A 12887-nucleotide genomic window follows, 5' to 3' on the forward strand; every position below is an offset into this window, starting at 1 on the left:
AATTATGAAGTACGTGATTGATACTCATGCTCTCATCTGGTTTATTGAAGGAAATTCGCGATTAGGTGCGAATGCCAATGCTATTCTTTCTAATCCTGATTCCCAGTTAGTTATACCAGCTACAACATTAGCTGAAGCTGTTTGGATTATTGAGAGAGGAAGAACATCTATCCCTTCTGCCAAGAATTTACTTTCAGTAGTTGAAGCCGATCCGCGTGTGGTAATTTATCCACTTGACAAAGATGTAATTAAAATAACTATGAGCTTATCTGCTATTAATAAAATGCACGATAGGCAAATTACTGCGACTGCACTAGTTTTAGCAAGTAAAGGTAATGAAGTACAACTATTAACCTGTGATTCAAATATAACTGCATCAGGATTAGTTTCGATTATTTGGTAATGAGTGCGTAAAATCGTTATGTTTTTAAACGCAAAGGGACGCAGACTAACGCAGAGCTTTGCCTAATTTATTTTGCTACGAATTAATTAAATATTGTACTGAGACTTTCCTGAAGTAGCATTAAAAGGAAAAGTCAAGGCTTAAGTAATTTTTACGAGGACGCAATAGTATTAATTAGTATACTCTCTGGGTAATCAGGCTACTCAGATAAACTTATGGGACTGTACGACCAAAATCAATCATCACAGGATGCCCTACGAAAGTTACGCGAAGGAGCAAGCCACTCTAGAGTAGCCCAAGAAATTGCTCAACGAGACTATGCAAAAGCTCAAGCCGAAGCTGATAAATGGGAACAAGAATATCACCTTGCTGTGCAAGGAGGTAATCAGAATTTAATTAATCAAGCGAAATTCCAAAAGGAACGATATCAAGCAATCGCTAGTAGACTAAAAACCCTGGTAGAGGAGCAACAACCACAAGTAGACGCAATTAAAAGTAGTTTGCAATCTTGGGAGCAAAAGGTTTCAAAAACACAGAATGAAGTATTACGGAGTGAGTCTAACATCGGTGAGGTTTCACCAACATTCATCAGCTTTGAATATAAAGATGTTGATGTATCGATTGATGATGAATTACAGCAACTTAAAGCATTAATGCTACCACCTCAACCTCAAGAGCAAACTCAAGCTAAAAAAGACAGCAAAGTGCTTTTAACAGAAGCTATTCATGAGACAAAAAAAGCTGTCAACAGCGCTGTTGCTAATCAAGAAGGTATTGAGAAATATTTTGAAAAAGCCCAGAAAGAAATTAAATACTGGAACGAAAAAGTTCAGGACGCTTTGAAAAACAATGATGATGATTTAGCTCTTCAAGCTGTAGTAAATAAAAAAATACAAAATAAAATTGTGCTTGTTCTTCTAACTCAGCTTCAACAGCAGCAAGCAACAGTAACTTTACTCAGACAAAATCTGATGACTCTAGAAAATTTCAAGAAAACATTAGGCAATGACACAGAATTCTAAAACAGGGGCAGCATTCATTGCAGGCGGAACCCTAGCAGGTGCTAGTGTTTCCGCAACTGTAGGCGGGATGGGGCTAGCAGGCGGATTTGGCGCAGTCGGTATTGGTGTAACTCCTGTAGTCGGTGCTGGCGCTGTGGCTGGTGCAGCTGCTTATGGCGCTTTTAAAGCCATAGCAGAAGGAGATGCTGTTGCTTTTGGTGCAATGGGAATTGGTGCAGTCGGTGGTGCTGGTGTTTATAGCATCGTCGGTGGTATGGGTTTAGTCGCACCAAAAGTAGGGCTGGCATTTGGGATTGGTGCAGTCCCGATGGCGGGAATTGGTGCAGTGATGGGACTCGCCGCCTATGGTATTGCCAAACTGTTAGACGAATCAGGAATTAGCGAAACTCCAGCACAGCTTTTTGAGCGGATGGAAGAGAAAGTTTTGCAGATGGGATACTATTCCGAAGCAGTGATGGAATTAGATGCATTTTTATCTGGTGACGATCTCAACCAAAAATTTGCCGTTTTGGAAATGGAAGACGAGTTACAAGCGCTTAAGGCTGAATTCAATAAAAAATCAGAATTTGTTACCCCTAAACCTTTTACTCCCAATATTGAACCAGAAAAAATATCTTTGACAACCCAGCTACCTGAAACTTGGAGATGTGTACGCACACTCAAGAGTCACTTAGCGGCAGTTAATGCGATCGCAATCAGTCCCGATGGTACTACCTTAATCAGTGGCAGTGATGACAGACAAGTTAATTTGTGGAATTTGAAAACCGGAAAATGGCTTTATACATTCTCTGGACAAGCAGAAGCAGTTTTATCTGTTGCTATCAGCCCTGATGGACAGCAGATTGCAAGTGGTAGTGTCGATCGCAAAATCAGCAGTTGGCAGATAGACACAAAAAAATTTCTCCATACATTCTTTTATTTAAATTCTCCCTACAGTCATAATGGCTTTGTTAACTCGGTAGCATATAGTCCTGATGGAGCAATTATTGTTAGTGGTAGCGCTGATAAAACGATTAGAATTTGGGGACGCTACACGGGAACAGTAAAACGCACATTGAATGGACACTCAGACGCAGTTTTATCTGTCACCATCAGTCCCGATGGTAAAATCCTTGCAACTGGTAGTGCCGATAAAACTATTAGGCTTTGGGATACCAAAACTTGGGAACAACGCTATATTCTCACTGAACATTTGGGAGCGGTGAATACAGTTGTTATTAGTCATAACAGTCAAACTCTTATTAGTGGTAGCACAGACACCACAATTAAACTGTGGAATCTCCAAACTGGAGAATTAATCTCTACTCTGACTGGACACTCAACGGCGGTTTTGTCTGTTGCCATCAGCCCCGATGGAAAAACCTTGGCCAGTGCCAGCCGAGACGGTACAATCAAACTTTGGAACCTCCACACTGGGGAATTACTACAAAATCTTTCTGGGTGTAATCCCGTTGCTTTCAGCCTTGATGGTAAAACGCTGGTAAGCGGCGGTAATGGCGGAAGCATCAAGATTTGGAGTCAATTTACTCTCGACTCTGGATTATCGGGCGAATGGTGGGAAGTCTTGGGCGTAAATCAGAGCGATCGCCCCAATGTTGTTAAAATTGCCTACCGTCGATTAGCAAGATTGTATCATCCTGATGTTAATAGTTCTGCGATCGCAAAAGCCTCAATGCAAGCAATTAATCGAGCTTATAAAGAATTCCAGCGACAGGTAATATGAAGTTAGCAGTTTATCGATGCTAGTCAAAATATGAATAATATTTGAGGAAATAGTGTTATGTTTCAACATTTAGTAAAAGCGATAAATTTTGAAGAATTTGTCGAATGGAAACCAGAAAACGGCAGATATGAATTACATAAAGGAGTAATAGTTGAAATGCAGCCGACAGGGGAACATGAGTTAGTTAGAGCATTTCTGATTAGAGAACTCAATTTTGAGATTCGCCGGTTTAACCTAGCTTATTCGATTCCGGCTCAAGCATTAATCAAATCTGTCGATAAAAAATCTGGTTATATTCCAGATGTGCTGGTATTGAATATCCCAAACTTAATTAATGAACCACTTTGGAAAAAATCATCAACAGTTACTCAAGCAGCATCAATTCCATTGGTAGTAGAAGTTGTGAGTACAAATTGGCGAGATGATTACTTTCTCAAATTCGCTGAATATGAGGAAATTGGAATTCCAGAATATTGGATTGTTGACTATGCTGCTCTTGGTGGAAAACGGTTTATCGGCAATCCTAAACAACCGACAATATCAGTTTATATATTAGTGGATGGCGAATATCAAGTAACTCAGTTTTGTGGTAATGAGCAAATTCAATCGCCAAGCTTAACAGAGCTGAATCTAACTGCCGAACAAGTGTTTAAGGCTGCTTCGGGAGAACAGTATTAACAATTCAAAATTCAAAATTCAAAATTCAACTCTTTTACTTACGATAAACATTGTACTAATACTTGTTACTTATATAATTGGATACATACTGCGTTCCTTGCGAACAGTCTTTGACTCAGCACTCTTCGTTATCTTTGGATAGACTCCTATAAACGCCCCATGTCATCTGTCAGCAGGGTAAGATATTTAACCCTTGAGAAGTATTGACATATTAAAATTTTATAGCCTTCATCTTGCATATTCAGAAAAAACGTTATAAATTATTAGAGAATAGGGGAATAATCTGGCTTCTTAATGTCAAAAACTAATCCTGCTCAAGTAAATATACTGCAACCAGTTTAACTTCACACAACTCCTAAACAGCGCTGAAGATATGTTTTTGTTTGGTAAAGCAAAGATTCTGGACAGACAACGGAACAATAAATAATCTAAAAGTATATCTTATGTGACTGTTTTTAGGAATTATCTTACTAGTTGCGGTGGAAAATAACAACTATAATTCACCAAAATAGTAATAGATGGGAAGCAATTAACTAACAATAAATTTGTCTAAATATCAGTAATTTTATTTCTTGTTAGTTGATTATTTTTTTCTCAATTATTTTTGCTATTAAAAGAATCGTTTTTGTTATGCTGAGAATAGCAAAAATAATAAATGAAGACACATCTACCACAAATTCACAATCCTTATGGAGTTATTCTGGCAATGCACCTAAATGAATTGGAAACTACTGAGAATTTAAAAGAAGTGGAAGAAGCATGGCTAGCACTAGAAAAATCAATTCTCTATTATCAAGGTCGCCCTGTTGGGACAGTAGCCGCTTATGATGCCTCTGTAGAAGCGCTCAATTACGATCAGTGCTTTGTCCGAGATTTTGTTTCTTCTGCTCTAATTTTTCTGCTCAAAGGTAGAACCGATATTGTTCGTAATTTCTTAGAAGAAACTTTAAAGTTACAGCCTAAAGAAAAAGCATTAGATGCTTATAAGCCTGGACGAGGATTAATCCCAGCTAGCTTTAAAGTAGTATCAGAAAACGGGCAAGAATATTTAGAAGCCGACTTTGGCGAACATGCGATCGCTAGAGTTACGCCTGTAGATTCTTGCCTATGGTGGATTATTTTGTTGCGCGCTTATATAGTCGCCACAAAAGATTTTTCTCTCGCCTATCAACCTGAATTTCAAAATGGAATCAGGTTAATCATGGAAATCTGCTTGGCGAATCGTTTTGATATGTACCCAACGCTGTTGGTTCCAGATGGCGCTTGTATGATTGACCGTCGTATGGGCATTTATGGGCATCCTCTAGAATTACAAGTCCTCTTTTACACGGCATTGCGTGCATCTCGCGAACTGTTAATTTGTCAAGGTAATTCTGATATTGTTGAAGCCATTGATAACCGTTTGCCTCTATTATGCGCTCATATTCGCCAGCATTATTGGATAGATATTAATCGTCTGAATGCAATTTATCGCTTCAAAAGTGAAGAATATGGCAAGGCTGCTGTTAATCTGTTCAACATATATGTAGATTCTGTTCCCTATTATGAATTGGACAAGTGGCTACCAAGAAAAGGTGGTTATCTAGCAGGTAATGTTGGCCCGTCGCAGCTAGATACTCGCTTCTTTTCACTCGGAAACTTAATGGCAATCATTTCCGACTTAGCCACCGAAGAACAGTCACAAGCGATTATGACTCTTATTGAGGAACGATGGGATGATTTGGTGGGAGATATGCCAATGAAAATTTGTTTCCCAGCTTTGGAACATGAAGAATACAGAATTGTGACTGGATGTGACCCCAAAAATATACCTTGGTCGTATCATAATGCTGGTAGTTGGCCTGTTTTAATGTGGATGTTAGCGGCGGCGGCTGTAAAAACTAATAGAACAAATCTCGCACAAAAGGCGATTCAAACTGCCCAAGGACGCCTTAGTACAGATGAATGGCCAGAGTATTATGATGGAAAAAAAGGGCGACTGATTGGCAAACAAGCTAGGAAATATCAAACTTGGACAATCACTGGGTTCTTATTAGCAAAAGAACTGATGGCAGACCCCAGTTCTTTACCATTAATCAGCTTTGGAAAATTACCAGCAGAACAGGTTTCTAGAGCGTGTGAGTTAGAAATTGCCAGTGTAGACCCATATATGCAATAATTCGTAATTTATAATTCGTAATTCGTAATTAAAAGGCAGTTCTAGACAGAAATTTAGACCCGAATAAAAGCAAGACCACCTATAAACAAGGGGGAATTCAACTCGACAATTACGAATTACGAATTACGAATTAGTAAAGAGTTGGGAGTTAGAATACAAAAGCCTCCTGACTCCCGAATCGTGTTTTCATGACAAACGCCCGTCAATTAGCTTTTATCGCCCTACGAGATGTTCATAAGGGGGCTTATGCTGATGTTGCCCTAGATAGAGTGCTGCAAAAAGTTAATTTGCCTGATTGCGATCGCCGCTTAGTGACAGAATTGGTTTATGGGAGCGTCAGAAGGCAACGCACCCTCGATACTCTCATCGATCAATTCGCCAAAAAGAAATCTCATCAACAACCACAAGACCTCCGCACTATCTTACATCTGGGCTTCTACCAGCTGCGTTATCAAGAGCGTATTCCCGCCTCAGCTGCTGTTAATACCACAGTCCAACTCGCTAAAGAAAACGGTTTTTCTGGACTGACGGGTTTTGTTAACGGTCTATTACGCCAGTATCTTAGACAAGCAGGGGGGCAGGGGGGCAGGGGGGCAGAGGAGCAGGGGAGCAGGGAGGCAGAGGAGAAAGATTCTTTGTTACTTCCCCAGTCCCCAGTTACCTATTTTGATCCGTTAGAACTTCCAGAAAACCCTGTGAAACGCTTGGGCATTTTACACAGTTTTCCTGACTGGATTGTTCAAGTTTGGTTAGAACAACTGGGTTTGACTGAGACAGAACAATTGTGTGAATGGATGAACCAATCACCAACAATCGATTTACGCATCAACCCACTTCGCACTTCCATTGAGGAAGTTGAGGCGGCTTTGCAATCTGCTGGTGTTTTGGTGAGACGGATTCCTCATTTACCCCAAGCTTTACGATTTATTGGTAATACTGGGTCAATTCAAAAACTACCGGGTTTTAAAGAAGGTTGGTGGACTGTACAAGATGCTAGCGCTCAATTGGTAGGTCATTTGCTCGACCCCCAACCAGGTGAGGTGGTAATTGATGCTTGTGCTGCACCAGGGGGGAAAACAACCCACATCGCTGAATTAATGGCAGATGACGGTAAAATTTGGGCTTGCGATCGCACTCCGTCTCGTCTTCGCAAACTCCAAGAAAATTCTCAACGGCTAAATTTACAATCTATTCAAATTTACACTGGCGACAGTCGCCACTTCAAGCAATTTCAAAATACCGCAGACCGAGTATTACTTGATGCTCCATGTTCTGGTTTGGGAACTATGCACCGTCATGCTGATGCGCGTTGGCGACAGACACCAGAATCCGTCCGAGAACTTTCGGTACTGCAACGAGAATTATTGACACATACCTCAACTTTTGTCAAACCTGGTGGTGTACTAGTTTATGCCACCTGTACATTGCATCCGGCAGAAAATGAACAAGTGATTTCGGCATTTTTAGCTGATTCACCTCAGTGGCAAATTGAGTCTCCTATTGGCGTTGAGTTACCTGATTCTACCGATAGTGCGCCTCAAGGTTGGTTTAAACTTTGGCCCCATCGACAGGATATGGATGGTTTTTTTATGGTGCGCTTAAGAAAAACCAATAATTCCGAGTGAATACTGTTTGGGATTGTACGATTTGGTGGAGGCCTGAATCTACCAGAGGAGGCAGCAATGGTTTCCCCTTCCAATGTGAAAAACTTAGTTAAAATCCTGATTGGAGCAGCCTGGATCGATGGCAGAATCCAGCCAGAAGAACGGCAATATCTCCGCGAAATAGCTCAAGCAAAAGGTTTAGCTAACGACCCAGAAATTAAGCCTTGGCTGTACGAATTAGTTCCTGTGCAGCCAAAAGAATGTTACGACTGGGTGCGGGAGTATCTAGGCGATCGCCCCAGTCTTGAAGATTGCGAAAATCTGATTGAAGCCATCAGTGGTTTAATTTATAGCGATGGTGAAGTTGCTGTCGAAGAAGCCAGACTCCTAACCCAATTGCAGGATATGGCGAAGCCGAATGAGTCAAATCAACCAGCTCATACTGCGCTTCTCAAACAAATTCAAAAGCTTTACCGCCGTTGGGTTGAAGTCCAAAACTAACATGGAACTATGAGTTGATCCAAGAGGAGGCGGTGAATTATCTCATATCATGTCCGCTTGATTGCTTATTAAACCCGAAGAACCCCACCCCCGCCAAAGTTATGCTTTGTCTCCCCTCCCCGCTTGCGGGGAGGGGTTGGGGGTGGGGTGTAATGACTGTGGCTAGCATAACTAATTATGCGGACATGATATCACTGCCTTTTTGTGTCTCTTTGTCCCCATACCCCGCGATAAATCAAGACGCGATAAATCAAGACGCGATAAATCGCGTCTCTACATGAGGGTTTTGGGTTATCTGAACTGTATTGGCTTAAATCCACGTTCCTAAAGATGCCACTTTTAGACATTCTTTAAGAAACTGCTGGGGAATTTCTCTACTTTCTCCCCAATGCTGATGAATATAAGAAGCATGAATATTTGCAGGTAAACCCCATCCTTCGCATCCCATATTTTCGTCACAATCGTAGCGAGAGGTTTCAAATAGGGGTTGAGTCGGAGTTAAGGTTAAATGGGAACGATGAAACTCATGTCCGTAAACAGTTGTATTTGCCTTAACTAACAAATTATCTTGCAAAGCGACAGCACGACGATAGCCCAAAGTTAAACGTCCACCCATCACAGCAGATGTTGGTAGCACTCCCGCCATCGACCAAGATTTACCTTCAAAATCGATAATTTGTTCGCACAAATACATCAACCCGCCGCATTCGGCAACCGTAGGCATTCCTTTAAGTATTGCCGTTTTCACTGCATCACGAACGCTGGTATTTTCTGCGAGTTGCTGGGCAAAAACTTCCGGGAAACCACCGCCAAAATACATTCCCTGGATATCTTTTGGGATGTCAGCATCTTCTAAGGGACTCCAGAAAACCAATTCTGCACCAAGCTGTTGCAGCAAATCGAGATTGTCCTGGTAGTAAAAATTAAAAGCGCGATCGCGGGCTACTGCAATCCTAACTGGGAATGAGGGAGATAAGGAAGATGAAGCAGAAAAAGAAAGGGGTTCTGATTTTAACAAAGGTAATAAACGTTGCCAATCGAAGCAACTATCTCCTAAATCGGCGAGGCGATCGATTAAAGCATTGAGTTCGGAAAGTTCGGCTGTGGGTACTAAACCCAAGTGGCGATCGGGAATTGTAATGTTATCTTGACGGCGCATGACGCCGAGAATGGGTAATTGTAAGGGTTCTAGGGAATCTTTCAAGAGAGAGAGATGGCGATCGCTCCCGACGCGATTTAATATTACCCCAGCTATTTTAATTCGGGGATCAAAAGATCGATAGCCGTGAGCGATCGCAGCTACAGAACCAGATAAACGGCTGCAATCAATCACCAATATCACAGGCAAATCTAAAAGCCGTGCAATGTGTGCCGTACTTGCAAAATCAGTAATTTGTCCTTTGTCATTTGTCCTTTGTCCTTCGTTATTTGCAAATGACAAATGACTAGTGACTAATGACGAAATCCCATCAAACAACCCCATCACCCCTTCCACGAGGGTATATTCACTCAGTTGACTATGACGGGCAAAACATTGCTGAACGTAGGCTTCGGAAGTCAATACTGGGTCTAAATTGCGACAAGCACGACCAGTTACGTGTTGATGAAACATCGGATCGATGTAGTCTGGCCCTACCTTAAAAGATTGCACCAAGCGATCGCGACGGCGTAAAGATGCTAAAAGGGTGAGCGTGACTGTTGTCTTACCCACCCCACTACGTTCCCCAGCAATGACTAAAGCCATAAATGAAACAAATTAGGTTTTTATGCAGCAACTATTTTGATTATTGGCTGTGCGTCCATCGTCGCTTTATGCAAAAGCAGATGTACCAGTTTATCAAACCAATTAACTCAAACTTATACCAATTAGAAACCAGAAAACTACCCAATTAGGGGAGTTAGGTTGAAAACGTCTGTTTAATAATACAGTTGGAGATTAGCCGAGATCGGATAATAATCAGCTACCAAAAGAGGAAAGTTTATGATTGTAGTGCATCATCTTAACAACTCGCGATCGCAGCGGGTGCTGTGGCTGCTTGAAGAATTAGGTATCGAATACGAGATCGAGTTCTATGAACGCGATGCTAAAACGATGATGGCACCGGAATCGCTGCGCCAAGTTCATCCTCTCGGAAAGTCACCAGTAATCACAGATGCAGACTTGGCGATCGCTGAGTCGGGTGCAATTATCGAATACCTAGTCGATCGCTATGGTAATGGTCGGTTAGTCCCAGCATCCGGTACGCCGGAGCATCTGCGCTACAAGTATTGGCTGCATTACGCCGAAGGTTCGGCAATGCCACTGTTGGTGATGCGGCTGGTATTGAACAATTTCGGGGCAGGCGACAGCAGTGTGGTTAGCGGATTCGTCGCGCCCCAGATCAAACTTCACTTTGACTACATAGAAGACGAACTCCGTAAAAATACGTGGTTTGTAGGCAATGAATTTACCGCCGCCGATATCCAAATGAGCTTTCCCCTAGAAGTGGTGGCTGCACTCCCCGAAGAAGTCGAGAACCGGCCAAAGCTGAAAGAATTTGTCGAGCGCATTCATGAACGACCTGCTTACAAACGCGCCTTGGAGCGTGGAGGTAAATACGAGGTATCTTTTCAATAGACTTCTTGCATAAATCCCTCTCCCAAGCAAGGCTACGGTGGACACAAAAGTCTTCTAAAGTTTTCCCACGTCTTGATCTGTTATGTTAATGCATCGACCTGTTATGTTAATGCATCGACTTGCTATGCCAATACATCGACCTGTTATGTTAATGCATCGACCTGTTATGTTAATACATCGACTTGCTATGCCAATACATAAACCTGTTATGTTAATGCATCGACCTGCTATGCCAATACATAAACCTGTTATGTTAATGCATCGACCTGCAAAGATTAGCCCACCCTAAGTTACACCTGACTTTTCACATTATGTGGAAAAGCTAACGATTGACCTAACCCCCTAACCCCCTTCCCTGTGAGGAAAGGGGGAAAATTCAAAGTCTTTCTCTTAAGAGGAGAGACTTTGAAGAGAGGTTTTCCAGATACCGTGAAAAGTCAGAAGTTACACAGCAACTCTAAAAGACTTATGTGTACAGCGTAGTTCAAGCTTGAGAGAAAGTTGGGACAATTTATAGGGTTTTTGCTCCCCTCTCCTGGTAGGAGAGGGGCTGGGGGAGAGGTCAAAATAGCACTCGTCAAACTCACGTTGATTTAACACCAAGGAAAATAGAAAAACCCTCCAGATTATTGAAATATCCAAAAATCTGAAGAGTTTGTGTTTGATGTTCGTAATTTTGGTAACTTTTAATTGTTTCCAAGCGCAACTAACTATTTGTTTCCAATTTGAAAATATTCGCAGTCACTCCCAGACTTTCTTCAAAAAGTGACTCGCGACCCCAGCGTTGTACCTGCTGACTCAGCAATGCTTCCGCCTTTTGTTCAGAAAGTGAAGTCACCTGTTGAAACAGACCAGCAGATTGAGCGCCGCCGTGGGTTTCCATCCGCATACAACCACCAGTTTCCGAGCAAATTACTGTACCACAGTCTGCCTGCGGATTGGTCGAGCTGAGGCGCAAAGCAATCAAGTCGCCAGCAATTTCACCCACATCAGCCAGGGGAACACCCGCTAATTCGGTTTCTACTTGGCGTTGGTCTTGGGCAATAAAGTTAATCCGAGTGATTTCATAATCTCCGGTTTCCTTTTGATAGGAAACTGGCTGCCATGCGAGACGACTTGCCAACCAACCCAAAAACAGCAGTGCTTGTGCGGGGTTGCCTTTTTCGTAATCAATAGTTACTCGGTTAACTTCCCGAAGGGCAGCCCGACGATGAGGCGAGTCGTAAGCTTCAGCTGCCAATTCTTGCCAAGCTGAGAGGCGACGCCAGTTAAGGTCAGCTAGGGGAACACCACTTTCTACCAATTCTTGGAGACGAAGTAAGTCACTTTCTGGCTCGTTAAAGCGGCAAGAATCCACAATCACATTATTGCAGACGGCTGCCAGCCGCTTGAATAGAGTGTTGTTGGGGTGTGGTGTTGCTTTCCACCAGAGAAACTTCGGTAAGCCGCCAATCAACAATGCTGGAATCATCCCCCCTACCCGTTCCAAGGCAGCAGCAGTACCACTGATAGTGATGTATTCGCAGCAAATTAGTGTGCTTGATGATTGCTTCTGGATAGGGCAATAGGCAGAAACTTGAGCTTTGACCCCTTCATCTTCGCCAGTAATCGGAAATAGCGCGATGATGCGACAGGGGTTGCGGAGGGCAATTTCATCAGCAATTCTGGGGCTTGGGGCATTTAAGCTGGGAAGATCGATAGAACCATTATCTCCAGCAGCACCGTTTCCTTGACGTTTAATGAATTCTTCTCTCAAGATAGCCAGGGTTTCAGGGGTTGCTGTTCCCGTATCTGGCAGTCGATATTTTGTCTGTACTTGGCGCAAGGCAGCTACCATCTGAGGCCCTAGAATCCCATCAAGCGGGCCGTTGTAAAATCCCAAAGTAGCCAAAAGATACTGGGTTTCTTCGGGTTCGTAAACCACTAAGGTAAATGTCGTGGCGCGGGTGGCAGCAGGAAGCCCACCGTCCTCGCCAGTAATGCCATAACTTTGCCAAATTTGATGAAGTTCCGCTTCTATTTCGTTAAGCGAAATATCTTTTGGCGTCTGAAGTGAAAAAATTGTAGAAGCTTGGGGAGCCATAGTAGTTTTGAGTTGTCAGCTTTGTTTGGTGAATCAGTTAGGAGTTAGAAGTTAGGAGTTAAAAGTTGGGAGTTAGGAGTTAGGAGTTAGAATAACTG

At 42.4% G+C, this 12887-nt stretch carries 10 protein-coding genes; 8 read left to right on the plus strand and 2 right to left on the minus strand.

The features are described 5' to 3' along the window. The first annotated feature begins 4 nt into the window (after window positions 1-4). From RMX89_RS20085 to RMX89_RS20115, 7 genes are all read left to right on the plus strand, one after another. Window positions 5-403: a type II toxin-antitoxin system VapC family toxin gene (locus tag RMX89_RS20085; RefSeq protein WP_322690175.1), complete on the plus strand. Its 399-nt coding sequence runs from the start codon at window positions 5-7 to the stop codon at window positions 401-403. A 215-nt stretch (window positions 404-618) separates the two neighbouring features. Further along, window positions 619-1425, plus strand: a complete 807-nt coding sequence (locus tag RMX89_RS20090) for a hypothetical protein (protein WP_322690176.1) — start codon at window positions 619-621, stop codon at window positions 1423-1425. Beyond that, complete coding sequence (locus RMX89_RS20095; protein WP_322690177.1) at window positions 1409-3148, plus strand: DnaJ domain-containing protein; 1740 nt, start codon at window positions 1409-1411, stop codon at window positions 3146-3148. Before RMX89_RS20090 ends, RMX89_RS20095 begins: the two co-directional genes overlap by 17 nt. 57 nt (window positions 3149-3205) lie before the next feature. Further along, window positions 3206-3826, plus strand: coding sequence for a Uma2 family endonuclease (locus RMX89_RS20100; protein WP_322690178.1), 621 nt, complete (start codon window positions 3206-3208; stop codon window positions 3824-3826). A gap of 706 nt (window positions 3827-4532) precedes the next feature. Next, window positions 4533-5984 carry a glycoside hydrolase 100 family protein gene (locus tag RMX89_RS20105; RefSeq protein WP_322690215.1) on the plus strand — a complete coding sequence of 484 codons (1452 nt, stop codon included), beginning with the start codon at window positions 4533-4535 and terminating at the stop codon, window positions 5982-5984. A 188-nt stretch (window positions 5985-6172) separates the two neighbouring features. After that, window positions 6173-7609: a 16S rRNA (cytosine(967)-C(5))-methyltransferase gene (locus RMX89_RS20110; protein WP_322690179.1), complete on the plus strand. Its 1437-nt coding sequence runs from the start codon at window positions 6173-6175 to the stop codon at window positions 7607-7609. A 57-nt stretch (window positions 7610-7666) separates the two neighbouring features. Continuing rightward, complete coding sequence (locus RMX89_RS20115; RefSeq protein WP_194043291.1) at window positions 7667-8089, plus strand: TerB family tellurite resistance protein; 423 nt, start codon at window positions 7667-7669, stop codon at window positions 8087-8089. Window positions 8090-8399: 310 nt separating this feature from the next. On the opposite strand, the gene RMX89_RS20120 is transcribed toward RMX89_RS20115, so the two are convergent. Further along, window positions 8400-9833, minus strand: a complete 1434-nt coding sequence (locus RMX89_RS20120; RefSeq protein WP_322690180.1) for a cobyrinate a,c-diamide synthase — start codon at window positions 9831-9833, stop codon at window positions 8400-8402. Between the two features lie 237 nt (window positions 9834-10070). On the opposite strand from RMX89_RS20120, the gene RMX89_RS20125 reads away from it, so the two are divergent. Then, window positions 10071-10706 carry a glutathione S-transferase gene (locus tag RMX89_RS20125; RefSeq protein WP_322686594.1) on the plus strand — a complete coding sequence of 212 codons (636 nt, stop codon included), beginning with the start codon at window positions 10071-10073 and terminating at the stop codon, window positions 10704-10706. 706 nt (window positions 10707-11412) lie between these two features. Here RMX89_RS20125 and opcA read toward each other — a convergent pair. Further along, a complete protein-coding gene (gene opcA / locus RMX89_RS20130) occupies window positions 11413-12789 on the minus strand; it encodes a glucose-6-phosphate dehydrogenase assembly protein OpcA (RefSeq protein WP_322690181.1) in 1377 nt (458 codons plus the stop codon). Window positions 12790-12887: the final 98 nt, after the last annotated feature.

Origin of the sequence: Nostoc sp. DedSLP04 (assembly GCF_034530775.1) — a bacterium.
Lineage (GTDB): Bacteria > Cyanobacteriota > Cyanobacteriia > Cyanobacteriales > Nostocaceae > Nostoc.

Bases quoted from the DNA above. Each gene is read 5' to 3' on its own strand.
- RMX89_RS20095 (WP_322690177.1), top strand. From the start codon at position 1,409: ATGACACAGAATTCTAAAACAGGGGCAGCATTCATTGCAGGCGGAACC.
- RMX89_RS20120 (WP_322690180.1), bottom strand. From the start codon at position 9,833: ATGGCTTTAGTCATTGCTGGGGAACGTAGTGGGGTGGGTAAGACAACA.
- RMX89_RS20090 (WP_322690176.1), top strand. From the start codon at position 619: ATGGGACTGTACGACCAAAATCAATCATCACAGGATGCCCTACGAAAG.
- RMX89_RS20105 (WP_322690215.1), top strand. From the start codon at position 4,533: ATGCACCTAAATGAATTGGAAACTACTGAGAATTTAAAAGAAGTGGAA.
- RMX89_RS20110 (WP_322690179.1), top strand. From the start codon at position 6,173: ATGACAAACGCCCGTCAATTAGCTTTTATCGCCCTACGAGATGTTCAT.
- RMX89_RS20085 (WP_322690175.1), top strand. From the start codon at position 5: ATGAAGTACGTGATTGATACTCATGCTCTCATCTGGTTTATTGAAGGA.
- RMX89_RS20125 (WP_322686594.1), top strand. From the start codon at position 10,071: ATGATTGTAGTGCATCATCTTAACAACTCGCGATCGCAGCGGGTGCTG.
- opcA (WP_322690181.1), bottom strand. From the start codon at position 12,789: ATGGCTCCCCAAGCTTCTACAATTTTTTCACTTCAGACGCCAAAAGAT.
- RMX89_RS20100 (WP_322690178.1), top strand. From the start codon at position 3,206: ATGTTTCAACATTTAGTAAAAGCGATAAATTTTGAAGAATTTGTCGAA.
- RMX89_RS20115 (WP_194043291.1), top strand. From the start codon at position 7,667: ATGGTTTCCCCTTCCAATGTGAAAAACTTAGTTAAAATCCTGATTGGA.